General features: G+C 36.5%; 27 protein-coding genes, 1 tRNA gene and 1 pseudogene. 24 read left to right on the forward strand and 5 right to left on the reverse strand.

The window, feature by feature from the left end:
• The first annotated feature begins 5 nt into the window (after positions 1-5).
• The 18 genes from RR45_RS08155 to RR45_RS08240 all read left to right on the forward strand — a co-directional run bounded on the left by RR45_RS08155 (position 6) and on the right by RR45_RS08240 (position 17474).
• Positions 6-446, forward strand: coding sequence for a P27 family phage terminase small subunit (locus RR45_RS08155; protein WP_031365334.1), 441 nt, complete (start codon positions 6-8; stop codon positions 444-446).
• A complete protein-coding gene (locus RR45_RS08160) occupies positions 447-2183 on the forward strand; it encodes a terminase large subunit (protein ID WP_031365335.1) in 1737 nt (578 codons plus the stop codon).
• Positions 2184-2239: 56 nt separating this feature from the next.
• Positions 2240-3421, forward strand: coding sequence for a phage portal protein (locus RR45_RS08165; RefSeq protein WP_072353517.1), 1182 nt, complete (start codon positions 2240-2242; stop codon positions 3419-3421).
• On the forward strand, positions 3402-3974 hold the full coding sequence (locus RR45_RS08170) for an HK97 family phage prohead protease (RefSeq protein WP_031365337.1): 573 nt from the start codon (positions 3402-3404) through the stop codon (positions 3972-3974). The genes RR45_RS08165 and RR45_RS08170 overlap by 20 nt, the downstream gene beginning before the upstream one ends.
• Positions 3975-3985: 11 nt before the next feature.
• Positions 3986-5362 carry a phage major capsid protein gene (locus RR45_RS08175; protein WP_031365338.1) on the forward strand — a complete coding sequence of 459 codons (1377 nt, stop codon included), beginning with the start codon at positions 3986-3988 and terminating at the stop codon, positions 5360-5362.
• An 8-nt stretch (positions 5363-5370) separates the two neighbouring features.
• Positions 5371-5643 carry a head-tail connector protein gene (locus tag RR45_RS08180; protein WP_031365339.1) on the forward strand — a complete coding sequence of 91 codons (273 nt, stop codon included), beginning with the start codon at positions 5371-5373 and terminating at the stop codon, positions 5641-5643.
• Positions 5621-5947, forward strand: a complete 327-nt coding sequence (locus RR45_RS08185; protein WP_031365340.1) for a phage head closure protein — start codon at positions 5621-5623, stop codon at positions 5945-5947. The genes RR45_RS08180 and RR45_RS08185 overlap by 23 nt, the downstream gene beginning before the upstream one ends.
• Positions 5937-6278 carry a hypothetical protein gene (locus RR45_RS08190; RefSeq protein ID WP_031365341.1) on the forward strand — a complete coding sequence of 114 codons (342 nt, stop codon included), beginning with the start codon at positions 5937-5939 and terminating at the stop codon, positions 6276-6278. The genes RR45_RS08185 and RR45_RS08190 overlap by 11 nt, the downstream gene beginning before the upstream one ends.
• Complete coding sequence (locus tag RR45_RS08195) at positions 6268-6633, forward strand: HK97-gp10 family putative phage morphogenesis protein (RefSeq protein ID WP_031365342.1); 366 nt, start codon at positions 6268-6270, stop codon at positions 6631-6633. Before RR45_RS08190 ends, RR45_RS08195 begins: the two co-directional genes overlap by 11 nt.
• Before the next feature lie 2 nt (positions 6634-6635).
• Entirely contained in the window at positions 6636-7277 is a 642-nt protein-coding gene (locus RR45_RS08200) for a major tail protein (protein WP_031365343.1), read from the forward strand.
• Positions 7277-7747: a hypothetical protein gene (locus RR45_RS08205; protein ID WP_031365344.1), complete on the forward strand. Its 471-nt coding sequence runs from the start codon at positions 7277-7279 to the stop codon at positions 7745-7747. The genes RR45_RS08200 and RR45_RS08205 overlap by 1 nt, the downstream gene beginning before the upstream one ends.
• Before the next feature lie 188 nt (positions 7748-7935).
• Positions 7936-10245 carry a phage tail tape measure protein gene (locus RR45_RS08210; RefSeq protein ID WP_031365345.1) on the forward strand — a complete coding sequence of 770 codons (2310 nt, stop codon included), beginning with the start codon at positions 7936-7938 and terminating at the stop codon, positions 10243-10245.
• A complete protein-coding gene (locus tag RR45_RS08215; RefSeq protein WP_031365346.1) occupies positions 10242-10955 on the forward strand; it encodes a phage tail family protein in 714 nt (237 codons plus the stop codon). The genes RR45_RS08210 and RR45_RS08215 overlap by 4 nt, the downstream gene beginning before the upstream one ends.
• Complete coding sequence (locus RR45_RS08220; RefSeq protein WP_031365347.1) at positions 10952-13570, forward strand: phage tail tip lysozyme; 2619 nt, start codon at positions 10952-10954, stop codon at positions 13568-13570. Before RR45_RS08215 ends, RR45_RS08220 begins: the two co-directional genes overlap by 4 nt.
• On the forward strand, positions 13531-15300 hold the full coding sequence (locus RR45_RS08225) for a glycerophosphodiester phosphodiesterase family protein (RefSeq protein ID WP_167362570.1): 1770 nt from the start codon (positions 13531-13533) through the stop codon (positions 15298-15300). The genes RR45_RS08220 and RR45_RS08225 overlap by 40 nt, the downstream gene beginning before the upstream one ends.
• 14 nt (positions 15301-15314) lie before the next feature.
• On the forward strand, positions 15315-15713 hold the full coding sequence (locus RR45_RS08230) for a phage holin family protein (protein WP_031365349.1): 399 nt from the start codon (positions 15315-15317) through the stop codon (positions 15711-15713).
• Entirely contained in the window at positions 15710-16393 is a 684-nt protein-coding gene (locus tag RR45_RS08235; RefSeq protein WP_031365350.1) for a CHAP domain-containing protein, read from the forward strand. Before RR45_RS08230 ends, RR45_RS08235 begins: the two co-directional genes overlap by 4 nt.
• A 175-nt stretch (positions 16394-16568) precedes the next feature.
• Entirely contained in the window at positions 16569-17474 is a 906-nt protein-coding gene (locus tag RR45_RS08240; protein WP_143188721.1) for an LAPAL motif-containing putative phage structural protein, read from the forward strand.
• Between the two features lie 674 nt (positions 17475-18148).
• Here RR45_RS08240 and RR45_RS08245 read toward each other — a convergent pair.
• The 5 genes from RR45_RS08245 to RR45_RS08265 form a co-directional block, all read right to left on the reverse strand.
• Positions 18149-18220 (reverse strand) — tRNA-Arg (locus RR45_RS08245).
• Between the two features lie 32 nt (positions 18221-18252).
• Entirely contained in the window at positions 18253-19362 is a 1110-nt protein-coding gene (locus tag RR45_RS08250; protein WP_072353494.1) for a DEAD/DEAH box helicase, read from the reverse strand.
• Positions 19328-20323 (reverse strand): Gfo/Idh/MocA family protein, encoded by a 996-nt coding sequence (locus RR45_RS08255; protein WP_031365353.1) that lies wholly within the window; start codon positions 20321-20323, stop codon positions 19328-19330. Before RR45_RS08255 ends, RR45_RS08250 begins: the two co-directional genes overlap by 35 nt.
• Before the next feature lie 60 nt (positions 20324-20383).
• Complete coding sequence (locus tag RR45_RS08260) at positions 20384-21091, reverse strand: energy-coupling factor transporter transmembrane component T family protein (protein WP_031365354.1); 708 nt, start codon at positions 21089-21091, stop codon at positions 20384-20386.
• Entirely contained in the window at positions 21091-22155 is a 1065-nt protein-coding gene (locus RR45_RS08265; protein ID WP_072353495.1) for an ATP-binding cassette domain-containing protein, read from the reverse strand. Before RR45_RS08265 ends, RR45_RS08260 begins: the two co-directional genes overlap by 1 nt.
• 53 nt (positions 22156-22208) lie before the next feature.
• Here RR45_RS08265 and udk point away from each other — a divergent pair, with 53 nt between their 5' ends.
• From udk to RR45_RS08300, 6 genes and pseudogenes are all read left to right on the forward strand, one after another.
• Entirely contained in the window at positions 22209-22835 is a 627-nt protein-coding gene (gene udk, locus RR45_RS08270; RefSeq protein WP_031365356.1) for a uridine kinase, read from the forward strand.
• Between the two features lie 75 nt (positions 22836-22910).
• Entirely contained in the window at positions 22911-23894 is a 984-nt protein-coding gene (gene pta / locus RR45_RS08275) for a phosphate acetyltransferase (protein WP_031365357.1), read from the forward strand.
• 672 nt (positions 23895-24566) lie between these two features.
• Positions 24567-24836, forward strand: a complete 270-nt coding sequence (locus RR45_RS08280; RefSeq protein ID WP_072353497.1) for a hypothetical protein — start codon at positions 24567-24569, stop codon at positions 24834-24836.
• A 376-nt stretch (positions 24837-25212) separates the two neighbouring features.
• A complete protein-coding gene (locus tag RR45_RS08290) occupies positions 25213-25680 on the forward strand; it encodes a hypothetical protein (RefSeq protein ID WP_143188722.1) in 468 nt (155 codons plus the stop codon).
• 35 nt (positions 25681-25715) lie between these two features.
• The gene (locus RR45_RS08295; protein WP_143188723.1) at positions 25716-26174 is read left to right on the forward strand and encodes a hypothetical protein; all 459 of its coding nucleotides are present in this window, start codon (positions 25716-25718) and stop codon (positions 26172-26174) included.
• Positions 26167-26391: pseudogene (locus tag RR45_RS08300) on the forward strand (DUF2974 domain-containing protein); the annotation flags it as partial. The gene RR45_RS08295 and the pseudogene RR45_RS08300, both read left to right, overlap by 8 nt.

The raw sequence follows: 26391 nt of genomic DNA on the forward strand, positions 1-26391 counted from the left end.
AGGTGATGTCAACCAAAAAGCAACGTGAAAAAATAGTTGCTGAAAAATTAGCGAACGAGCATAACCGAATTTTATATATTTTGAATGAAAGCGACTATTATGACATTACTCTTGATCCAGCCATCGAAACTTACTTAGAGATATTTGAGATATATCAATCAAAATATGTCGAGTGGAAAGATAGAGGTTTTCCAACCGTTCAAAAAATTACAAATAAAAATGGTTCAACTAATTCAGTAAAACATCCATTAGCTCATCAAGTTGAAGTTTGGACAGATAAGAAAATGAAAGCTTTAGCTATGCTTGGACTAGTAAACAAGAAAATTCAAGGTAAATTTGTTGGTGGGAAACCTTTAGGTGAGGAAGAAATAAAGCGACCAAACAGCAAAGAAATTGATTATTTAAGGCAACATCAAGAAAAATGGAGAGAAGGCGGTGATGGCTAATTGATTGAGCGTGGTGTAAATTATGCTGAAATATTTGCAAAAAGGGTTAGAAAAAATCCAAAAAAATTTCCAAAAACAGTTAGATTAGCAGTAGACAGATGGTATAGATGGAAAAAGCGTGATGATATTTGGTTTGATGTTAATAAAGCTAATGAAATGATGGATTTTGTTGAGACATTTATTGTTCATACAAAAGGCAATCTTATTGGAAAGCCATTTATTTTAGAACTGTGGGAGAAGTTTATTTATTCTTGGATCTATGGTTGGGTTCATGAGAATGAAAATGGCGATATAGTAAGAGTGACGAATGAAGCCTATGTTCAAATTCCCAAAAAAAATGGTAAAACATTGATTGCAGTTGGTTCTCTAGGGTATGCAATGTATGGTGAAGGGGTATTATCAATTGATTGCTATGCTTGCGCATCTGATTTTTTACAAGCACAATATGCTGCCAAGCCTTTTGCCTCTACCATAATTAATAATCCTGCCTTACTAGATGGCACTAAAATATTCAAAGGTCCTAAAGGAACCGTTCAAAGTATTACTTATGATTACTTAGTGTCTGGTATGGCTTATCAAAATCGATTTATAGTACAGACCAAAAATATCAGTAATATTGAGGGTTCTAATCCATATTTTGTTTTAAACGATGAACTGCATAAGCAGGAGCAGATGGAACAATATGATAATTTCAAATCTGCACAAGTATCATTAGCTGCAGTTGGTGAACCTTTGATGTTTAATATTTCTACTGCTGGTAAAGGTAGTAGTTCAGTTGGTATGCGCGTTTATCGTGAAGCGAAAGAAGTATTGAAACGCGATGATAACGATTCAAGTTTTGTTTTGATTTATGAGCCGAATAAAGATTATGATTGGGCTGATAGAAAAGTGTGGGAGATGTGTAACCCAAATTGGGGTGTGTCAGTCAACTATACTGCGATTAATACTGCCTATAAAACTGCATTACGATCAGCGCATTCTAAAGCAGAGTTTTTAACTAAACATCTAGATGTTTTTGTAAACGGCGCTGATAATTTCTTTGAGCAAGATCAAGTCGAACCGTGCATGGTGTCTACTAAAGAACTAGGCGATTTAACTGGTGAAGTTTGTTATGTCGGTCTAGACTTATCAAAAACTACAGATTTAACGTGCGTATCGTTGAATTTTCCAACATATGATGAAGATGGGAAAGCAATTCTAAAAGTAAAACAGTTATATTTCATTCCAAACGCCGATATTGAATTTAGAGAAAAAGAAGATAATGTGCCTTATAAAGATTTATCTTCAAAAGGATTTGTTGAGTTTTGTGATGGTAAAATGATTGATCAAGAACAAATATTACAATTCATTGAGGAGTGCATGAACTTATACGATTTACAACAAATCAATTATGATCCAGCGATGAGTCAAAGGCTTGTTGAAAAATTTGAGAATTTAGGCATTGAGTGTGTGGAAGTTGCACAGTATCCTAAAGTATTAAATGCGCCTTTTGATGATGTTGAGCGATTATTTTATGAAAAAAGAATTATGTTTGATAATCCATTGTTTTTATATTGTACTTTAAATGTTGTAGCAGTTACTAATATGAATGGGCAGAAAGCACCAAGTAAACGTCAATCTAAGAAGAAAATTGACGGATTTGGAGCTTTTTTATGTGCTCACAAGGAAACTATGATGCAAATGGAAGACATCGATAATGACAATATGGATGATTATCTTGATTCAATCTATAGATAAGGAGGTGAAAACAATTGGGATTAAGACAACGTTTCTCAAAAGCTGTCTACGGTTTTATGGAAAAGCGAGGTATGATTGAAGATATCTTCGGTAGAACCACCAGGTATGGCCAACGATATGTTAATGACGATTCGATTATGGAATCGTCAGATGTATACGAGCTTGTTCAAGATATTTCAAATCAAGTAGCTTTAGCCGAACCAGTAATTATAGGACCAGAAGGCGATGAAATTAAGAATCATCATTTATTAAAAATTTTATCTAAACCAAATAGTTATTTGACGGGGTTTGAATTTTCAAAATTAGAAACCAATACACTTTTAATAAATGGTGAGGTTTTTCCAGTAACTGATAACGATCAATTACATTTGGCGTATGGTATTCAATCCAAGTTAAATGACAGATTAATTGAACAATTTGAAATGAACGGACAGCAAATACCTGGTAATATGATTCGTCATATTAAAAATATCGGAACAGATGCGTTAAAAGGTAGTGGCATTTTAAATTTAGCTAAAAATACATTGGAAGGTGTTTTGAACGCTGAAAATGTATTGACTGATAAGTATGTTAAAGGCGGATTAATTGCATTTATTTTAAAATTGGATTCTCATATCAATCCAAACAACAGTGCACAAACAAAAATCGTCAGTAAAATCTTAGATCAACTTGAATCTACCAAGGAAAAAACAGAGCATTCTGTCAAAATGATTCCTTTAGGTAAAGGATATGAAGTCGATACATTAGAAAGTCCAGTTGATGATGGAGCGATATTAAATTATTTGGGCGTATATAAAAAAGATTTAGGTAAATTTTTAGGAATTAATGTAGATACCTATCAATCCTTGATGAAAACCGATATTGAAAAAGCGATGATGTATCTGCATAACAAGGCAATTAAACCAATATTGAAAAACAAAAGCGAACATTATTCAGCTCTGTTTTTCACGCCTGATTCAGGTTATCAGGTTGAGTGGAGAATTAATATTTTAGACTTTGTTCCTTATTCAACCAAAACAAATATTGGATATAACATTGTGCGTACTGGAATCACTAGTCCAGATAACGTTGCTGAAATGCTTGGTTTCCCAAGACAAGGTATTCCAGAAACTGAAGCAATCTATATTTCAAATGATTTATCAAGAATCGGTGAGAAGAATGCAACAGATAATTCCTTGCCAACTTCCGATAATGATAAATTGAAAGGAGGTGATAAAAATGAAAAAACAGGAAATTAGAACATTCGATATCACTAATATCCAAACAAGAAGCGATGAATCGGCAAACGGTGAGCAAATTGTTACTGGATATGCTGCTGTCTTTAATAGTCCAACTGAGCTTTGGGAAGGACTAGAAGAAACAATAAAACCAGGCGCATTTTCAAGAGCAATATCAAACTCAGATATCAGATGTTTGTTTGATCATCAATGGTCAAAAGTTTTAGGACGGACAAAAAGTGGCACTTTAGCTCTTGAAGAAGATGACCACGGACTTAAATTTGAAGTGAGATTGCCCAATACGTCAATTGCTAGAGACTTAGCAGAATCGTTGGCAAGAGGTGATATCAATCAATGCAGTTTCGGTTTCGTACCAACTGAAGAATCATGGGATTATAATTCAGAACCAGTTGTCAGAACGATTAGTGAAGTGGATCTATACGAAGTATCCATTGTGTCATTACCAGCATACGATGATACGGAAGCAGCATTGGTTAGATCAAAAGAAATGTCTAAAGATTTTCAAGCTAGAAAGAAAATAATCAAAAAAATTAACAGCGCATTAAGCGCTTAGGAGGAAAAACAATGAACAAAAAACTACTAAAACAATTACAAGCACGCAGTGAACAACGTTTAAAAGATTTACGTTCATCAATTGAAAATGGGGAAGTTCGTGAAGCGGATTTATCAGCTGTTAATGATGAAATTGATGGCATTGTTGATGAATTACAGTCAATTAAAGATGAACTAGCTGATGATGACAGTTCAAATGAAGATGATAGTAGCAATGATGATTCAACTGAAGGGCGTTCTGGTGATGAGGAGGGTTCAACTGAAGATGATAGTAGCTCTGATAATTCAGCTGAAGGACGTTTTAATGATGATAATTCAGAAGAAAATCGTTCAGGAATGATTTCTCAAGAGCAACGTGATGGCATTTTAGCTAATATCGGGAAAGGATTAAATTCTAGAGGGAAATTAAGCAAGGATAAGAAAAATAAACAAGTTAGAAAAGCCTTTGCTGATTTTATTGTCGGAAACATTTCCGATCATGAAGCGCGTGCGTTGGGAATTGTAGCTGGAAATGGGTCAGTAACTGTTCCAGAAGTAATCGCTTCCGAAGTGATCACATACGCTCAAGAAGAAAACTTATTGCGTAAATATGGTACTGTTGTTCGAACAGCTGGTGATGTGAAATATCCTTTCTTAGTTAAAAAAGCAGAAGCAAATGTAAGTAAGAAAGAACGTACTTCAGATATTCCTGAAACAACAATTGAATTTGATGAGATTACGCTTGATCCAGCTGAATTCGATGCTTTGGCAACTGTAACCAAAAAACTATTAAAAATGTCAGGTGTTCCAATCGAGGACATCGTTGTTGAAGAATTGAAAAAAGCATATGTTCGTAAAGAAACAAACTACATGTTTAATGGCGATGATATCGGAAATGAAAATCCAGGAGCTTTGTCTAAAAAATCGGTAGCATTTACACCTACTGTTGCTGTCGACTTAACTGCTGCGGATGCTGGTCAAAAATTGTATGATGCATTAATCGATATGAAAAATACACCAGTAACAGAAATAATGAAAAAAGGTCGTTTTATTATAAATCGTGCAGCCTTAACTGCAGTTGAGAAAATGAAGACAGCTGATGGATTTCCATTGTTGCGTCCATTTACTCAAGCAGAAGGGGGAATCGGTCATACATTGGTGGGATATCCAGTAGACTGGACAGATTCAGCTGATAAAAAAGGGACACCAGACATTCCAGTGATTTATTTTGGAGATTTTTCAGCATTCAAAATTCAAGAAGTAATTGGTGCTTTGGAAATTCAGAAACTAATTGAGAAATATGCTAATAAAAATCAAATTGGCTTCCAAATTTACAATTTATTAGATGGTCAATTGATTTATTCCCCATTTGAACCAGCTGTTTATCGCTATGAAATTACACCTGCGTAGGTAATTTTATGGCAGAAACTGAAGATTTAACTCAAAAATTCAAGGATCATATTCATTTTGAAGAGGGCATGAGTGATACAATGCTTTCTCTTTATTTAGATATGGCTAAGGACTATGTAGAGACAGCTACTGGTGGTCAAGAAGAGTATTTAATATTGATGGTGGCTGGTATTGCATATGAATATCGAATTTCAGAAGATGAATTAAGTGATGCAATGAATGCAATAACGCCATTCATTATTCAAGGAGTGATTCGAAATGCCGAAGAAACAGACGAATAATCTTAGATGGAAAGCGCTGTTGGTAGTTTTAACATCTGATGTTGATGAAAATGATAGACCGACCATCATCAGAACGTTTAAACGAGACATTTATTTTCAAGATATTGGTACTACCGCCCAAGAAAAATATCTATCACTTCAAGCTAAGACAGATGTTGTTCGAAGAATTAAGGTGAGGTGGGATAAGACAATAACTGAAAAAGACAACGGGATAAGGATTGATGGTGTTGATTTTAATATCACTAGAATATATACGGATACCGAAAAGAGAGAGATGGAGTTGAGTTTAGCTTATGTCAATTAGTCTTGAAGATTTAAAAGTGTTGCTAAAATCATACACTTCTAAAGTGTATCGAGATAAAGCACCTAAAAATACTGCATACCCCTACATTGTTTATTCCAATATATCCGTGGGTAAGAAAATTGCCTCCGGGAAAACAATTAAACTCATGCCACTGTATCAAGTATCTTTATTCACAACAGGGACAGAGATTGACTTGTTGCCATTAGAAAGTGCATTATCAAATGTTCCTCACACGGACTTCATGTCTATACAAGGCGACGAAAATGACGATACTGTCACTAACTTTTTTACTCAAATAAGACTGATTGAGGACTTAGAAAATGTCAAGTAATAACAACGGATTCCAAGAAATGCTAGATTACACTACAAGACTTGCTCAAGTTAATATTGACAAAGTGTCAATTGAGTCTTTAGAGAATGCGGCATCTTTTTTTGTTGAGAAACTACTCCCGAACATTCCTAAATCGCTGATGAACAAAAAGCACATGAAGGATCACGTCAAAATAGAAATAGGAGATGATAGAGTCACCGTTTATTTTGAAGATACATCGTTCTATTGGCGATTTATAGAAAACGGAACTTCAAAAATACAGGCTGAACATTTTGTTGAGGGAACTTGGCAACAACACAAAGAAACTATTCAAGACATTATGTCGAATGAATTATTAAAAGAAATGAAAGGATAAAAATGGCAAATACAGACGTTTTTTATTTCGAAGGACTAGATGATGTCCTTTTTGCACCCATGACTAAAAAGGAGACTGTATCTACTCCGCCTGAGTATGATGAGATTGTGAGATTGCCTATTGCAACCAAGCTCAAAATCAAAGGTAATGGATCAGAATTGGAGAAATGGGCATCAAGTAAAATGTTTAGGCGTGTAGCTCGAGAAACAAAACATGAAATTGGTTTGGACCATGTGGGAATACCAATTGAAGTGATGGATGAATTAAAAGGCCTTGTTGCTGCAAGTGGTGTTACATTTGGAAAAAACAATGCGCGTGAGTTGCCTTACTTTGCATTTGGGTTTATCGGTAATGTCGAAGGTGGTGGCAAAAAGGCCGTATGGTATCCTAAGACGCAATTGTCTATTGTGATCGATGAAGAGTACGCTACAGCGGAAGATGAAACGAAAATTGACGATGTAACTGCTAATCTAGTAGCAACCGGGTTAATTAATAATGGAGTGATTCACTCCAGTTTCGATTCTAATCGTGACAGCGCAACAGGTGTATCGTACGAAAAATTTATTTCAGCACCTATTTATGATGAAACGCAATGGGCAGAGATTGTAGCAGCTCAATCAGGTGGAACAGGGGGCGGAGAATAATGGCGAGACTAGCAGATTACGGAATCGAGCTTGACAAGTTATCAAATCGGTCAACGGTAAATATTGACGGGCATGATTTTCCGGTTGTTCTGTCGCATGAAGCCATTGAATATATCGGAATCGTTTATGGTGACGACTATCAGAAATTTGAAAATGACTTGAATGACTTTTTAAACAGGTCAAATAGCCAGCTGACTATCTCTAAGATTAAATCTAGCGACTGGAAAATCATCAAAGCACTTGTCTATGGCATGCTTGCAGCTGGTGGACTTGAAGAAAGTCCAAATGATGTGTTTGCTTGGCTTGGTTTCAGGAATGAGACTGTTGAAGTTTTCACAGCGTGCATGGAAATATTTTCAAAAAACACTTTCCAGGTGGCCGATGTAAAAAAATCGAAGAAGCCACAAGATTTTCAAAAAGCGAAGCGAAAAAACAACAATCGAAATCACAAAAAAAATCCCAAGAATTAGGCGTTCCTTGGGATTTTTATTTGTATGTTGCGATAACTTTGCTTGGGTGGGATATTAATTTCTTTTTAAAATCAACGCCCAACTTGTGGCTTAAGAGCTATATTCAATGGCTAGAATCGAATACAGATTTTGAAGTAGCAGAATCGATCACGCTTGATAAATCGCCGTTTTGGTAGAAAGGAGTATAAATGGGAAAAACAAAAGAATCTGATGTTGTACTTAATTTTAAAATGGATGGTCAAATCCAGTATGCTCAAACTATCAAAGAAATTAATCAAGTAATGAATACCGCTGCTTTAGAATATAAAAATCACGTCTCAGCAATGGGGAATGATGCAACAGCAACTGAAAAACTGACAGCCTCTAAGAAAAAACTTGAAATACAACTTGAAGGTGCCGAGAAGCGGACGCAAATGCTGCGAGAGGAGTATGAAAAATCAGTCAAAGAGACAGGTGCATATTCTGAACAGTCAAATAAGCTCTACAAACAGCTTGTTAATTCCGAAACTGGCGAAAATAAGCTAAAAAATGCACTGGTTCAAACCAATGATGCTCTGAAAGAACAAGGGAATATATCTGTTGATACTGCCAAAAAAATTCAAAAAATTGAAGAGGCTGGCGAGAAAGTAACAGGGATTGGCAAAAAAACGTCAGTAGGAGTGACAGCACCTATTTTAGCAGCAGGTGCAGCAGGATTGGCAGCGTTTAATGATATTGATGAACAACTAGATGGTATTATCTCAAAAACAGGAGCAACTGGCGATGAAGCTGATAGCTTAGCGGAATCATTTGAAAATGTTGGGAGTAATACGCATTTAGGTCTTGATGTTGTAGGCGATGCGATTGGGTCTGTTAGACAGCAATTAGGACTTTTAGGACCAGAGCTAGAGCAAAATGCTGACTATGCTATGAAATTTGCTGAAATTAATGATTCGGATGTCTCTACAAGTGTTGAAAATGCGAAGCAAGCATTAGATGCTTATAATTTGAGCAACAAAGATTTTCAATCAGTACTTGATGCAACTACATTAGCATCACAGAAAACAGGTGTATCAGTTGATGATTTGTTTAAAAAATCTGTAGAGGGAGCTCCTCAAATAAAAGCACTTGGACTATCGTATTCAGAGGGAGCAATGCTACTTGGTCAGCTTGAAAAAGCTGGTGTAGATTCATCTGCAACACTCGGTAGTTTATCAAAAGCAAGTGTGGCATATGCTAAGCAAGGAAAAAGTCTCTCTGATGGATTGAACGAAACGCAAAAATCAATTTTAGGCGCAAAAGATCAGACTGAGGCGCTAACGATTGCGAGCGAAGTATTTGGGACAAAAGGGGCTGTGAGGATGGTTGAGGCAATCCAACGTGGCACACTTGATCTAAACGATCTGGCGGAGGCATCCAAAAATAGTGCTGGAGTAGTAGGAACAACATTTGATGAGACACTCGATCCAATTGATAAAGCTAATCAAGCAATGAATCAGGCGAAATTTGCACTTGCTGATATTGGAGAACAAGTTCAAATTGCACTATTACCAACATTTGAAGCAGCAATTTCACTTCTGACAAGATTTAAAGACTGGTTTTCATCTCTATCTCCAGAAACACAACAGATGATTGTCAGAATTGCTTTAGTTGTCGCGGCTATAGGACCACTATTGGTCATCATCGGTACTTTGATGGGATCAATCACTAAAATCGTGAGTGGCATCAAAGCGGTTCAATCAGTTTTCGGAGCAATGTCAGCTATTATGGCTGCTAATCCATTTGTTTTGATAATTGCAGCGATAGCATTATTTGTAGTTGCGTTTGTATTGGCCTATCAAAAAATAGAATGGTTCAGAAATGGCGTAAATGCGTTTATGGGTGGTGTAAAAGACATTTTTGTACAAGGATTTAACTTTTTAACTGGATATTTAGGCAGCGTTTTTGGTGGAATTGAGCAAAATTTCAATAATTTTCTAAGTGCAGGACAACGAGTATTCAATGGCTTTGTAGACTTTATTACAGGTGTATTTACAGGAAATTGGAAACAAGCTTGGGACGGAATTGTGAATATATTCGGTGGTATTTTTGATGGTATTGTCGCATTTGCTAAAGCGCCGCTTAATCTACTAATCGGTTTAATAAATGGAGTGATTGGCGGTCTTAATAAAATTAAGCTGCCCAAGTGGGTACCAGGTATTGGTGGTAAAGGCATCAATATCGGCAAAATTCCATATCTAGCCACTGGTGGTCATCTAATCAATGGTCAAGCAATTGTTGGAGAAGCAGGTCCGGAGTTGTTATCTATGCAAGGCGGGAAAACAACTGTTACGCCACTATCTGACGAAGAAAAACGCAAAGGTATTGGTGGTAAAGTTCAAGGAAGTGTTACAGTTGAACAACATAATCATTTTGGGAAAGTAGATGCTAACAATCCCAGTGAATTAGCCAAAATAAATCGTCAATTGAAGCAAGCATCAGTGCAAGCGATAATAGCGAAAGGAGGAATCCCGATTTGACAGATTTTTTATCAAATGATAAACCAAATTTCATATTTAACGGCATCAATGCATTAACCGATATGGGTTGCATTATCGAAAAGGAATTGCCTGATATTACAGCGCAGCCAAATATCGAGGAAATATCAGTATTGGGTAGAAGTGGGTCATTATTAGAATGGCATGGCGATTATAAACCATATGATTTACCTGTCGGAACGGTCACAATTCCATATGAAAATTTAGAGGAAGTGAAGAGATGGCTTTCTGGTAGCGGGAAATTAATTACTCACAATGATATTGATAAAGTAATTGATGCAACTGTTTCATTTTCAAATGCTACAACTTTTGAGAATGAGTGGGGAGTGTTCTATAATTTCTCTCTGACGTTTCATTGTCAACCGTTGAAACATAAATCTAATGAACAACCCATTGATTTACATTCAAAAAACACCTTATTTAATCCGGGGACAGTACCTTCATATCCAATCATCTATTTTGAAACAGGTGGTGGAAGTTTAGAAATAGTATGCAACGATGTTTCTTTAGCAATTCCCAGCATGCTAAATGGGAGCGTGACAATAGACTGTGAAAAAGGACTTGTCATTCAAAACGGCAGACAAATAAGAACGACAGGTGAATGGCCAGAAATACTACCAGGCGAAAATACCATGTCAGTAACTGGTAATTATTTAGATGCTGAAATATTATTGAGGAGCGCGTGGACGTGATCAAGAAAATTTATTTATATGAACAAATGCCAAGTAATCTCGAAGAAAACGGCATGCCAATAAACGATTGGCGAGATTTGCCTGAAATAACTAGGATTATCAATAGCACATTCTCTTTTTATGGCAACTATCAGCATGAAGGTGTGAATGCAAAATTGATAAAACGAGAAATGTTCATCAAGGCTTTTACAGAGAATGGGACATATCAATATTTCAGAATCAAAACTGCCAAAAAAAACTTATCGGGAATTACAATTACTGCGACACATATCGGGTATGAGGCAAATCGTAATTTTATTCAATCGGCCTATATTGATAATGGCAACGGAAAACAGATAATGGACAAACTAAAAGAAAGTTTAGCATTTGACCAAAAATTTAGTTATGAATCCGATGTTACTACTTATCATCAATTTTCTGCTAAACAAGTTAATCCAATTGAAGCAATCATCGGTAGCAATAATGGGAAGCAGAATTTAGCTGGCGTTTGCGATGCTGAACTTGATATGGACAATTACACTTTGATACTCAGAGAAAGAATAGGCGATGATAATGGTTTCCGTATTGACTTCGGGAAAAATCTTGCTTCCATTGAAGAAACAATCGATGACTCATCTGTTGTGAATCGACTGTATTTAATAGGTGGTGTGCCCGAGGACACAAATTATGATGCTGATCAAGAGCCAATCATATATGCTTATTTAAGTGTTTCTGGTGTTACTGAGGAAAATGTCCAAATTGGTAAAAGAGAAAACGGGGATTGTAAAACCGTTGAAGATCTAAAAAAATGGGGTCAATCTCTATTTGACAAAGACAGAATCCATGAGCCAAAAGTGACACATGAAGTTGATATGGTTATGCTTGAAAACACAATTGAGTATAGAGGATTATATGAAAATATGATGTCTTTGAGGTTTGGCGACACTGCCTATATTTCTTTGAAATCATTGGATATAGAAGCCAAGGAACGTATGATTGAGTATGTCTGGTACCCGACAATCTGTAAATATAAGTCAATTGTTTTAGGCAATGACTTAGGAATGTATACTTCAAGTATTGAAACACAGGTAACCAATGTCAGAAAAAATCTTGAAACAAGGTCTGATGAATTGATCAATGCTGTCATCAATGCAACTAATTGGATAACAGGCAGCAAAGGCGGATATGTTTTAATGCGCCCTAAAAATGCACCTGAAGAAATCCTAATCATGGATAAACCTGATGCCAACGAAGCCAAAAAAGTTTGGCGTTGGAATTTAGGAGGTCTAGGATATTCTAAAGATGGTGTAAATGGTCCTTATGGAACAGCGATTACACAAGATGGCGCAATTGTAGCTGATTTTATCACAGCAGGTACATTACAGGGGATTAAAATAAGGGCTGCTGATAATGAATTTGTAATTCAGCTGTATAATGGCAAGCTAAAGTTTCTTAAGAAAAATGGTAATTCAGAAATCGAAATGGCAGCATTTGCACCGACTTACACTGATGATGGTGGGCTACAAGGGATCAACCTGATTCAAAATCCCGGGTATTCATTTGCGTTGTCGTCTAAAAATACTGATGGGAGTTATTTGAATGTCTTGGAAATTCCAAAAGACAGTACAGCGAATGATAGAAAACTCAAACTTTTTGGCAAAGTAAATGTTGAGGGCAATCTATACGTCAACGGAACTGAAATCACAGGAAATTCAGGTGGCTCAGGAGAAATACCAGGGGAATTAACAACCGAAAAAGAGAAAAATGCTTGGGCGATTTGGAGTTTCTTCAAATCTATTGGTTATTCTGAACAGTCTATCGCAGGCATATTGGGCAATATCGACGCTGAATCAGGAATCATGCCAGACACTGATCAGCTATATGGCCCCGCTTACGGTTTGGTCCAGTGGGATGGCTCGGCTTATCCGCTATATGGTCCAAACGAACCGAATGGCAGACTATATGTTCAAAATCTCTTACGCAAAGCTGAAATTAGTGGTGATTATCGAAATATCACAACACAAATCAAGTTGATTGAATGGTGCATGCACAATGGTCAGTGGATTGGTGCTGTTAATCCGCTAAGCGTTGATGGATTCAAAGCTGAAACAGATATTAATAATGCAACTTATGCTTTTCTTAAAAACTTTGAACGTGCCGGAGTTGAAGCTCTAGCACACAGACAAGAACAAGCGAATTATTGGTACAATCGACTTCACGGACTAAACCCTAGTGGCGGAACGTGGCGGAATCCTGTCAGATCATCGTATTCAATTACCCAAGAATGGGATCAAATTGGATGGGGAACAGGTGTAATTCATGGCGGAATAGATGTCGCATCTATCCCAGTTGGTAGTACACCAAACATCTATGCAGCAAGGTCTGGAATAGTCACGACTGTCACGTTTGATGAGACAGGTGGCAATTACGTGATTATTCAACATGATGACGGCTATTGGTCCTATTATGGTCATCTTAGTTCAGTTAGTGTGTCAGTAGGTGATCGTGTTACAACAGACACTGTAGTTGGCATTATGGGTCAAACAGGATTGGCAACAGGTGTTCATTTGCATTTTGAAGTCTGGAAAGATGCACAGTGGCAGCGCGTGAATCCAAGAAGTGTGATAAATTTTTAAAAAGGAGAAAAATGACTGAATACAATATGATATTAAGTACAACAGAACCGAATAATTATGTTGGACTTATTAAAGTAAGGCAGGATGACAAATATACGCAAACTATAATAGCTACTGTAAACGAAAACGGATTACCAAAAAATTTATCTGGTTGTGATATTTTTCTGAATGCTATTCTGCCAAATGGCTATATGGTACGCGATAAGGTAAGTTTAGTTGATATAGCTACAAGTAAGCTTACCTACACTTTAATCAATTCTTTTTGGCAAGTCCAGGGCAAAGTAACTGCCTACTTTACTTTTGAGAAAAATGGTCAAGTTGAATCGACCAAAAACTTTGATTATCAGGTAATTCGTGGGTGGATGGAAGGTATCAAACAAGGTAATTATATTTACGAGTTTGAGGAATTAGCTAGAGAGGTTATGGAGGCACTAAATGGTGCTGATTATGAAGCGTTAGAATCACAGCTTGAAGCGTATAACAGTGATTTGACCGCTAAAATATCACTGCTAAAAACACAGTTTGATAGTATGGATGTCTACACTAAGTCTCAAACTGATTTTTTAATTTTGCAAACAAAAACAGATTTAATTAAACTTATCACTGATTTAGAATCTACTCTCAAAAAAGAAATCTTGTCAAAGTTAAAGGCTACCGAAAATAAAAAGGGCCATAGCATTCACTACATTGCTCATCGCGGAAATAACAGTAAATATCCAGAAAATTCTTTACCTGCCTTCAGAGGTTCTAGCAATCATTGGGGAATTGAAACTGATATTCAGGTAACCAAAGATGGTAAGTGGGTAGTTATGCATGACCCAACAGTTGACCGCATGACAAATGGAACTGGTAATATCAAAGATTTGACCTATGCTCAGATAAAAGAACTGCTGATTGATAGCGGTGCATTCACAGGGCTATCAAACAACGATAGGAGAGTGCCGTCGCTTGATGAATATCTTTTTATTTGCAAAAAGTACAATAAAGTACCTGTAATCGAGATAAAAGATGAAGTTTACACGTCAGAAAATTATAATGACCTAGTAAATTCTTTGAAAATGTTAGGGTTGGAAAAAGCAAGTGTAATCATCAGCTTCGGACTAAGCCATCTGCAAGAAATTAAACAAAGATTACCTTATACGAGCGTTCAATTTTTGGTTAATTCTATTGACGATAATATTATTGATCAAGCATCAAGCTTGGGGTATGGCTCAGGAATTAGTGTATATAATGCCCATCAAAGCGTGACAGCTGAGAATATCAGGAAATGTCATGATAAAGACTTAGAAGTCTGTGTATGGACAGTACCTTTTTCTGATTTTGATGCAGCCATTCAAAAAGGAGTTGACTATATTACAACTGACTCTGAGAGTGGGGATTTGAAAAAGTATACACCTACACTGCAGAATAGTTTCACCTATCGTGAAAGTGGTGTAGTTAGCGGAAATTCAATCGAAGAAATTGGGGGCGGACAATTCAGAGTTAATTTAGTGGTAGAAAATGGGCTAAATACTTTAGATACTATCATTGCAACATTGCCAGATTGGCTAGTGCCTGCAAAGACAACATGGGGACAAGCGATAATTAGAACATCTAGTGGTGTACAAATTGCTACCGTCAACGTATATGGTGTGTCAAGAGGGACTCAAATCGGACAAATCGTAGTCGGAAATGCATGGGATGCAAGAACGACTTGGGCAAATATAAATTTTATTTACTCACTTAATTAACGAAAGAAGGAAAAATGGAAAAATATTTTAATACAGTTTCAATGCTGTTTGGCTTGGTTGGTGGTGTAATTACAGGAATTTTAGGGGGCTGGGACGTGCTGACACACGCAATTGTTGTATTGGTCATAGTTGATTATCTAACAGGTGTCGGCAAGGCAATTGTAAATAAAGAATTGTCAAGCACGGTAGGTTTCAAGGGACTATTTAAAAAAATCTTAATATTCGTTGTTATTGCAGTATCTGTTGAAATGCAAAAAATTATCGGGGATGGCGTCCCATTGCGTGAGATCGTCATTATGTTCTACATTGCAAATGAAGGAATCTCATTCATTGAAAACGTGAGTGAATTCCTTCCTTTGCCGGAAAAAATGAAAGATATTTTCATTCAGATTAGGGACAAGGAGAAAAAATGACAAATAATCAAATAATTTCAATCGCTAAAAAATATCTTGGTAAGTCAGTTGATGTTGACGGAGCTTATGGCGCTCAATGTGTTGACTTTTCAAACAGAGTTGCAATGGACGCTGACGGGACTCGTTTCACTGGTAATGCCATTGACATGCCTTACACAGTCAACCACGGCAAATGGGTGTGGATTCGCAACACTACAACATTCGTTCCCGAAGGTGGCGATATCTTCGTTGAGAGTTGGGCAAGTTTGCATCCATACGGACACACAGGCGTTGTGCTGGATGCAACATTGACTACTATGCACGTTTTAGAGCAAAATTACGATGGCAAAATGTATGTCATTGAGAATAACAGAGCTTATAGTAAAGATGGTCTAGTTGGTGTTTGGCGATTTCAAGGCGGAGATAACAGCACAGCAACTCAAAACACGTCGCAGGCGTTCGCTGGCACTTATCGTGTGGATGCGAACGTGCTCAATGTTAGGAGCGCACCTTCCACGTCAGGTCAAGTTGTTGCTACGTACGCCAAAGGACAAAATATCAACTTGGATAGCTGGTATACAGTAGCCAATGGATATGTTTGGGGTCGCTATACTTCTGCAAGCGGTCAAACACGCTTTGTGGCGATTGGTCGCAGCACAGGTAAGCCAGAAAGTGATGATTTTCTTGTAAAAATTAAATAATACAAAAAGCCTTGCAGTCTAGCGATTGTAGGGCTTTTTTTGTTTGCAAAAAAATATATAAAAAAAGTTTGATTTATGTGTTGAGGCTGTAAGGCATTTTGTATGCTTTATATACTAAATATAGGTATTTTAAAACAATCCAACACAACATATAGTAGTTGACAAACGTGATATAATGGAAATAGAAAAAGTTAAAGAGGACTTTATTATGGCACAGTATGAAATGTCCATCAGGTATGCTGGAGAATCACTGGAAAACGGTCGCATGCCTATAAAAGATTTAGCGCCCGCATTGCTTGCTATTTCTGGGGCTCTACAAGAAATTCAAAGAATAAAAGAACCTGGACAGCCTACGATATCAGTGGATGTAAAGGCTACAAAGAAAGGGTCTTTTGTCGTTGATCTAATTTTAGCCAACGGGTCTGATGTTTTTACAAAAGCATTAGATTTATTCACTTGTAAAGAATCAGAAGCTTTTCTTAATTTAGTTGGTTACAGTTCTTTATTAATTGGTCTTATGAAAATCATTAAGTATAAAGCTAAAAAGGAGGAAAAGTTAGATAATGGAAATACTAAAATAACGTTTGAAGACGGGAAAAGCATAACTCTAAACGATTCTGATTTAAAAGTGTATACTAGCGTTGAATTTAGGACTCAAATAAAAAGAGTTGTTACTCCGCTTGACGAAGATGGCATAGATAGCCTTGAACTATATTCCGAAAAAACGGAGATGATAACAATAAATAAAGAAGAAACAAGTTTATTTGACGTTCCAGATGTAAAGGAAAAAGTCATTGACCCTGTAATAAACGAGATTTATCTTCAATTGTTAAATGTTGCTTTCGAACATGGTAAATGGAAATTTTCTGATGGGTCAAATCAATTCTTCGCAACTATAGAAGATGCTGATTTTATGGAGTCTGTTTCTAAAGGTAACCAGCAGTTTAGTACAAACGATAGATTAAAAGTTAGAATGAGAACCGTACAAAAAGTAACTATAAATGGATTGAAATCAGAAATCTTTATAGAAAAAATACTTGAACATATACCAGGAGCAATACAACTGGAATTAGATTTTTAAACCTTGTAGACGAACGTCCGCAAGGTTTTTTTGTTTGCATAAAAATATTTTAAAAAAGTTTGATTGAAGATATCGATAGTTTGGAAAATACAAAGCATGACCAAATGACTTTAGAAGAATTGATCGATAAACTTAAATTACAAAATAGAATATTTTGAAAGCGAGCTTAAGCAAAATTAGTTCGCTTTTTTTAATAAAAAAATCACGTTTTGCGCGTGATTTAATCCTTGCCTGACAAAAAATATTAATTTAAATTTGTTACCTTTTTTGTTACCATTTTAGAAATATTAAATTATACCTAATATCATAAAAAACAATGAAACGGCTAAAGATTAAAAGATAAAGCAGATAAAATTTATTACAAGTATTTAGTGAAGGGCTATATGAAGTAAATAAAAAAATCACGGAATGAGCGTGATTTAATCATTTTTCCAGTTCACGGCAACATATGTGGCAGGAGGACTTAATTTTAGGGTAGTAAAATAAAAAAGCTGGCACATTGATGTCAGCTTTTTGCGATGATAAAAAAATCATGATGCGCGTGATAATTCGCTTGTGCCAAATTTGTGCCAAATATTTTTAAAAAGTATTATTTTCTATTTGTGGTAAAACGCGAAAACCCTTGTAAAATAAGGCTTTTTGATTACGTATTATCGCCTATTATGGTGATAGAATGTCCCCCGCCGGAATCGAACCAGCATCAAACCCTTAGGAGGGGCCCGTAATATCCGTTATACTAGAGGGACAGGTAAATGGCATATCGCCATTTGACATTATATCATTTTATATTGATAAATTCACCTGATTTGAGAATCTTTTCAGGTTGTTTTTGATATTTTTTGACATTCTTTTCGTCGAATGAGTTGCCAACGATGTTGACAACAATGCCTGATTTGCCCATACGACCAGTCCGACCAGTCCGGTGGGTATAACTTTCAATATTGACTGGAATATCAAAGTTAATCACATAGTCGAGATCATCAATATCAAGACCACGCGCTGCGATATCAGTTGCAAGTAGGAGTGTAATCTCGCCATTCTTAAATTTTTCAATAATCGTTTTACGGAACCGACCATTGACATCGCTTGCGATAGAAACAGCAGCGATATTTTGGAAGGTCAGTTTTTCTTCGGCATTGCCGAGGTCTTCCAAGCGGTTGAAGAAGACCAAACCACGCATACTAGGAATGTGGGCGATTTGTCTTAAGAGGTCAATTTTTTTACGATTCTCGACTTTGACCATGAAATGGTCAACCGTTGCTTCCGTTTTTTCGACATTAATCTCAACCAAGTTAGGCGCAAAACTTGCCATGGTCTCATAAACTTCATGAGCCGTCGCGCTAGAGGCAATGAACTGATAATCCTTAGGCGTGCGCGTGATAATCGGCTTCACAAATTGCCATTGAGAATCTTCAAGCAGATGATCAACTTCATCAAGAATAATTGTATTGATAGCAGTCATCTTGATTTTCTTGTCTTTAACCAACTCTAGCGCACGACCAGGTGTTGCAACGATAATCTCAGGTCCTTTTTTGATTCGCTCAATTTGTCGCTTAATACTAGCGCCAGAAATTACCAAATTAGCGGTTAGGTTTAGAGGCTCTGCTAATGATTTCACGACTTCAAAAATCTGACCGGCGAGCTCACTGTTGGGGGCTAAAATCAAGAGCTGTTGCCCTTGTTTTTTTTGAACTTTTAGGAGACTTGGCAAGAGATAGGCCAAGGTTTTACCTGTACCAGTGGGGCTCGTTGCAAGTACGTTCTGTCCAGATGCAATTACATCAAAGGATTGTTTCTGGATCTCCGTAAAGTCAGAGACAGAGGCTAATACGTCTGTCCAGACTTCGGGTAGTTTATTTTTTGTCAGCGTCAAATTTAATTCCTGCACTTTCTCTCATGGCGTAACTTGTTGCAGCAACGTTAATCGCCATACTTAGCCAGTTTTCATAGTCTTCAAAATGTTTCGGGGTATTTGGGTCTTCAATCACTCTAGCAAAATCAAGTGCTTCTTCCTGCATACTATCTTTGGCTGCCTTAATCGGCAGTTCAAGCGTCGTACCATCTAATTTGATGAAACGCGCGTAATGAATAGCATTGACAGCATCGAGTACAAGTGTACCAGTCGTCGTATAGATTTCATTTGGTAAAAATGAATTGTAATTACCACCAGTTTTAAGGGCGACATTAAAGCCCTCGTAGGTCAAAACACCGACACCAGAAACATCAATGCCCGATTCGAGTAATTTGGCCGTGTACTTAGCATACTTTGGCTTGCCAAAAAAGGCGTGTGCCGCATAAAGCAGGTAAACACCCAAGTCAGCTAATAGGCCTCCAGAGAATTTAGGATTGAACTTATTAGGTAGCTCGCCATTTAATAAGGCAGGCATTTTTGATGAATATTTAGCATAGGTGAAATCAGCGCCAACAATCACCTTATCAGCCAAAAAGTCCTTGATAATGTCAAAAGATTTTTCGTGTAAATTACGTGCCGCTTCAAAGAAAAGGACTTTTTCTTGAACCGCAAGTTTGATAATTTCATTCAATTCAGTTGGATTTGAAAAGGCTGGTTTTTCGACAATCACATGCTTGCCAGCTAAAATCGCCGCCTTGGCTTGCTCAAAATGCAGAGAGTTAGGACTTGCGACATAAATGACATCCAAAGCAGCGCCAACAAACTCAGCCAAATTTTCAAAGACATCCACATGATGAAAATCTTCAGTGAACGTCACACCACTCGCTAAACTGCGCGTATAAATCGCAGAGAAGTGATACTGCTTAGTCGACAACGCTGCATCAATAAAGGCACGCGAAATCCAGCCAGTTCCAATCACACCAAGTTTTAATTTCATATTTTATCTCCATTAATTTGGCCTATATTAAGCCATTTATATCCAATCATTGCACATCATCTATCGAAAAGGATTCCAAAGCCGACCGCCATTAATGATAATCAGGATGATACTTATTATAACAGAAAAAACCGCTAACAGTATCGCTCTTTTATCACGCTCATTAAACGGACGCATCTGATACCAAGTACGTTTTTGCTTTTTCCCAAAATGTCTACTGGCGAGTGTCTCTTCGTGTTTTGCTTTCAGCAAAAATCGAACAGCGGCAAGCTTTGAAAACTTTTGATTTTGAGCGGCAGCAGCAGCGTGCAGTTTAGTATAGGCTACTTTAAATCGTTTTCTAAGCCCGAAAAGTCGACCAATCTTGTAAGATAGTCGATAAGGTAAGCCAACAGTATTAAGACTTGCCGAAATTTCTGCGGGATGACTTGTTAGTAAAAAAATCTGTAAAAAGGTCAGAATAATGACATCTTTCAGAAAAATAGTCAGTAAATACAGCGCCTCTTGGAGTGTAAAGTCAGCAATCCAACTGATATTGTAGTGGTAAAGCGCCACACCATAGTCAGGATTTAGACAAAAAAGTATCAGAAGGTGTAGCCCAATCAACATACCAAGCCATTTGGGAAATTTAAGCTGAGCACGCACAAAGCAAGCCAGTGCTATTAAAGCCAAGACACCTAAAAAACGTGTATCATTAGAAATAAGTGCAGCTACCATTGTTAAGATAAAAATGACGAATTTACTGAATGAGTTTAAAGATGTCATCATCAGAAAACCTCCTGTCTATCCATAAATGGCAAGAAAATGTCCTGATTTGTTATGAGAATCAAAGTTACGCCTTGACGGTCAAGATAGCTCAGAATTTCTAAGAATCCCTCAAATTCAGGTTGGTCGATGATAACGATTGGTGTCGCTTGTTTGAGGATGCAAGCAGTTGTAAATAAACGTTTTTGTCGATGGGACAAGTCAGATAGTTGCGCATTTTTGAGCGGTGTTAGCTGACAAAGTGCCAGGAGCTCATCAGGGATTTCAGCATCAGAGACGCGTTTGACAAAAATCATATCATCAGGATTAGCCATGATGTAGCCAATTTTGCGGCCACGTTTATCAAGAGATTGGTAGGTGACATCTTCATAGTAAAAATCAATTTCACCTGATGTTGATCGAAAACCAGCTAACATATCAGCAATAGGTAATTCAGCAGGTGCTGTGATGGCAACTTTTTCACCTTCGTAAACAGCAAAGCTCATTTGGTCGACAAGTTCAGTTACTGAGAGGATGGCTTTGTTTGGATTAATTTGACGTTTGAGTGTTAACTCAGGTGTTACTTGCGTAGGTATCTCTACTGACAGGTCAATCACGCAATCAAAGAGGTCATGCTCGAAATTACCAGCTACAATCAAGGTGCCATCAAACTCTTCTGGCAAAAATAAAGGCTCATCTAAGACTAAAATATCAGTGGGATGGATGAGGATTTGTGCCATGGCAAGGACTTGCTTTTTGTAAGTAGACAACTCAGAAATGTCAGTTTCAAGTTCATCTGTCAAATGATAATCCTTCGCACACGCTAGAACACTTAACTTCATTTCCCTGAAAGGAATGGCATTGTTTTCTAAGGTAAAAGCGAGATTTTCGGCTACTGTACCTGGGATGAAATTGTCGTCTAAGGTTTGGAAAAGGCTATCGAATTGATCCTTAGGAAAAGTGGCTGCTATTTCTTTAAGTAAGCTTGTTTTACCGCTGCCTAAAGCGCCAGTGATTAAAATTTTATCGCCTCTTTGGATGATGATTGGCTCACCCGTCGGCGTTTTCAAAGTGTTCATTGTGTTCATTATAGTATCTATTCTAACAAAAAAAAGAAAAAATTGATATAATAGAAGCTATGATGAGAAAACCAATGATAATTGGTGTGACAGGAGGGTCTGCTTCAGGCAAGACTTCTGTTAGCCAAGCCATACTGACTAATTTTTCTAATGAACAAATCGCTTTGATTGAGCATGATTCTTACTATAAGGACCAAAGTCATCTGGACTTTGAAGACCGCCTTAAGACCAACTATGACCATCCCTTGGCTTACGATACAACATATTTGATTAGTCAGCTTGAGGAACTTCAGGATGGAAAAGAGATCGCAATTCCGATTTATGACTATACGAATCATACTCGTAGTAAAGAGACCTATTGTCAAAAACCGGTAGATGTTATCATCGTAGAAGGGATTTTAGTCCTAGAAGATGAGCGCTTGCGTGATATGATGGCGATTAAAATATTTGTTGATACTGATGATGATGTCCGGATTATCCGTCGAATTAAGCGAGATATGTCAGAACGTGGTAGAAGTTTAGATAGTATTATTACGCAATATCTGGGTGCGGTGAAACCGATGTACCATGAATTTATCGAGCCAACAAAACGATATGCTGACCTGATTATTCCTGAAGGCATCAGTAATTTGGTTGGTTTAGACATTATTAATACTAAAATAGCGTCAATTTTGGAAGAAAATAAGTAAGAAAACGTTTACAATTCTTTGTGAATTATGCTATAATGTGTCGGTAAACTAAAATTTAGTAAGGACGAACGATAGATGAAAAATGATTTGTTTGATGGACTCAAAGCGAAAATTGCAGGAAAAAATTTAAAAATAGTTTTTCCAGAAGGTATTGAACCACGTATTCTTGGCGCGGCTTACCGTTTACAGGCCGAGCAGTTAGTGACGCCGATTCTTTTGGGCAATGTTGAAGAAATTTCAGCGACATTACGGTCACGCGGTTTGCAGTCATCACTCTTTACGATTATCGACCCAGCAGATTTTAAACAATTTGATGAAATGGTCCAGGCGTTTGTAGAGCGTCGTGCAGGCAAAGTAACTGAAGAACAAGCGCGTGATATTTTATTGGATGTCAACTATTTTGGCACGATGCTAGTCTATATGGGCTTAGCTGATGGTTTGGTATCTGGTGCAATCCACTCGACTGCTGATACAGTAAGACCAGCTCTTCAAATTATTAAGACTAAACCAGGTATTTCAAGAACATCAGGTGCTTTCTTAATGGTGCGTGCTTATGGTAAAGAAAAATATATTTTCAGTGACTGTGCGATTAATATTAAGCCGGGTGCTCAAGAGTTGGCGGAAATTGCCATTGATTCAGCAGCAACAGCAAAATTGTTTGATATTGAACCACGTGTCGCTATGCTTAGCTTCTCAACCAATGGTTCTGGCGCATCAGAAGATGTGACAAAAGTTGTCGAGGCAACTAAAATAGCCAAAGATTTACGCCCAGACCTTAAGATTGATGGCGAAATGCAATTTGATGCAGCATTTGTCCCAGAAGTTGGACGCTTGAAATTCCCGAATTCTCAAGTTGCCGGTAATGCCAGTGTCTTTGTTTTCCCAGATTTGCAATCTGGAAATATTGGTTATAAAATTGCCCAACGTCTCGGAAATTTTGAGGCCATTGGCCCAATTCTTCAAGGATTGAATAAACCAGTCTCTGACTTGTCACGCGGTTCAAATGAAGAAGATGTCTATAAATTATCCATCATCACGGCTGCTCAGGCTTTGATGTAAATAAGCCAAAACAAAAAATCTACTTTATGTAGGCTCAGGTTGTAGACAAACCCCATTTTTAAATCAAAATGGGGTTTGTTTTGATATTTTCTAATTTAGAAATAGCTTAACCGTCGGTTTTCTAAATAAAAATTTCCGTATTTCGTAAAAATCTTAACTAGATTTTTACTTTGTCTTCAGTCTGAGTCTACTTTATGTAGGCTTTTTGTTTTGTTTAAATTAAAAATTGGTGCCATTTTTGAAGATGAGAGTGTGGGAGAGGTCACACAGGCTATATGATGGCTTTAATTAATAGAATGTCTTGATATTGCACTATTTATGTCCTAATAGTATTATCATGAAATGATATATAAGTTTATAATAGTGTATACATAGGTTATAAAAAAATATGATATATTTCCATTTTTATGTAAGCGCTTTTTTAGTGGCTGAGCTATGAAGATGGTAAAAAACTACTTTTAAGCTATTGTATATCGTTTTTCCCAATGAAAGAGTGAACAAAAGTAATGTTTATCCAAATTAAAAACAAATCATGTAATTTCCTACCAAAAGTGAAGTGTTTTCGCAGAGGAGCAAATTTTAGTTTAGTTTATTGTTATAGGTTGAAATTGAAACAATACTTTAGCATGGATAAGGGGAATTGAAAGCATATAGAGGAATTGAAAGTAATAATTGAGTTTATTTTTGGTTAGTGCCAAAAAAGAGAACACAAAAGACTTAAAACTTGGAATAAATAGACCGTCAGTAAGTAAAAAAGAAACAATAGATGAAAATGTCAAAATAGAATCAAGTAGTGCAAAAGAAGAAACATCAACAGTTAAGGAAGTCACTACTGCTGAAGAAAAGAAAATAAAAAATCCAGTTGTTTATGATATGAGTAAAGATGGGGAAATGATAAAGGTTTTATCTGACTCGATAGAAAAGACAGAGGGAGACAAATGAAAATCAAAAAAAATAGTTTTACAAATTGTTATGTTAATAGGTGTTGGGTTTATTCTTTTCCCATATTCTGGTCAAACTGTTTTAGCTTTTACGACTGAAAATTCTTCGTTCACACAAGATAATATCAAAATTGAACTAAAACAGATTAAGGAAATTTCTAAACCAACTTGGGGAATTATCAATTCGAGTGATAGCAGAGATGGAAAATATCACAGTCATTAGCTGCCACAATAGTTTCAATTGTTAATACAGATGTTGTAGATAATGATTGGTTGTCGGCATCAGATATATTGATGTGGTTATATTCAACAGATACAATTGAACAAATGAAAAGTGAGAATGTGTCTGTATAGCAAGCAGTAGCTATTTGGAGTGAATGATGAAAAAAAGAACAAAAATATTACTTGTTATCTTGATGCCGATAGTTTTAATTATAGGAGGAGTTCTAATGAAAAATACATCTTTGGGACATTTCTTGATATATGAGCATGTAATAGTGACGAAACAAGAACAGATTGCATATCTCAAAAAAAATGAACAAAAAATGACGGATTATGTAAAAAAAGAAAACCCTAAGCTAATAAGTATTCAATGGGATTGGAAAAGTATAGAGGTTGTAGAAGTTCAGCCTAATGCTGGAGGAATTCCAACTGGAAAAAAATATTATGAATTAGTGATTGAGGGTAAATTTAATGGTATTGTAGATTCTATTTTGAAATCAGGATTTTATTTGGATAGCAGAAATTCTTATCCCAAAATGAGTGATATTTTTTATTTAAATTCAGATGATGTTCGGTATTTAAACACGATTGATGGAGTAGAGGTCTGGGATTACTATAAGTGACCTAGAAAATATCAACAATATACACGCTAATTTAGATGAAAGTGCCTATAATGATCATCCTAAAAAGAGAGAACAATGAAAAAGGAATAAAAATATTACTTATTATCTTGATAACGATAGGCTTAATTACAGGAGGACTTTTAATGAAACTAGGCACACCATTTGACCATTTTTTGACGCACGACTATACAAGAGTGACGAAACAAGATCAAATTGATTATCTAAAAAAGAATGAACAGAAAATGACAGATTATATTAAGAAACAAAATTCAAAAGTAACAAGCGTACAATGGGATTGGGAATCAGTTGAGGTCCATAGAGGAGGGGGACCAATTGTAGAGGGGATTTCGATTGGTATTTCAGGTGGCTTTAACGAAATTAAAGGTTCAAATTTTGCTCTTCAATGGCCTTTAAAAAATGAAAAATCCTATCCTAAAATAAGCGATATGTTTATAGTACAACCACTAAGAATTGGAGGAGAACTCTATGAGTGATTTATCAAATTTTAATAACATATATGCAAATTTAGCTGAATCAGCCTACAATGATAGACCAAATCTATTTCCTTACAAATCACTTTATAAACCACAAAGAAATATTCTAGATTCAGGAGAATCGTTGAAATTTGATTTTTCACAAGATACAACATTTAAGCATAGCGATGGCGTTGAAAGTTTTGTCAAAGGCGGCAAAAATCTTCCCAATAAAGGC

The sequence above is a fragment of the Pseudolactococcus chungangensis CAU 28 = DSM 22330 genome (assembly GCF_002441885.1).
In the GTDB taxonomy this organism is placed as follows: domain Bacteria; phylum Bacillota; class Bacilli; order Lactobacillales; family Streptococcaceae; genus Pseudolactococcus; species Pseudolactococcus chungangensis.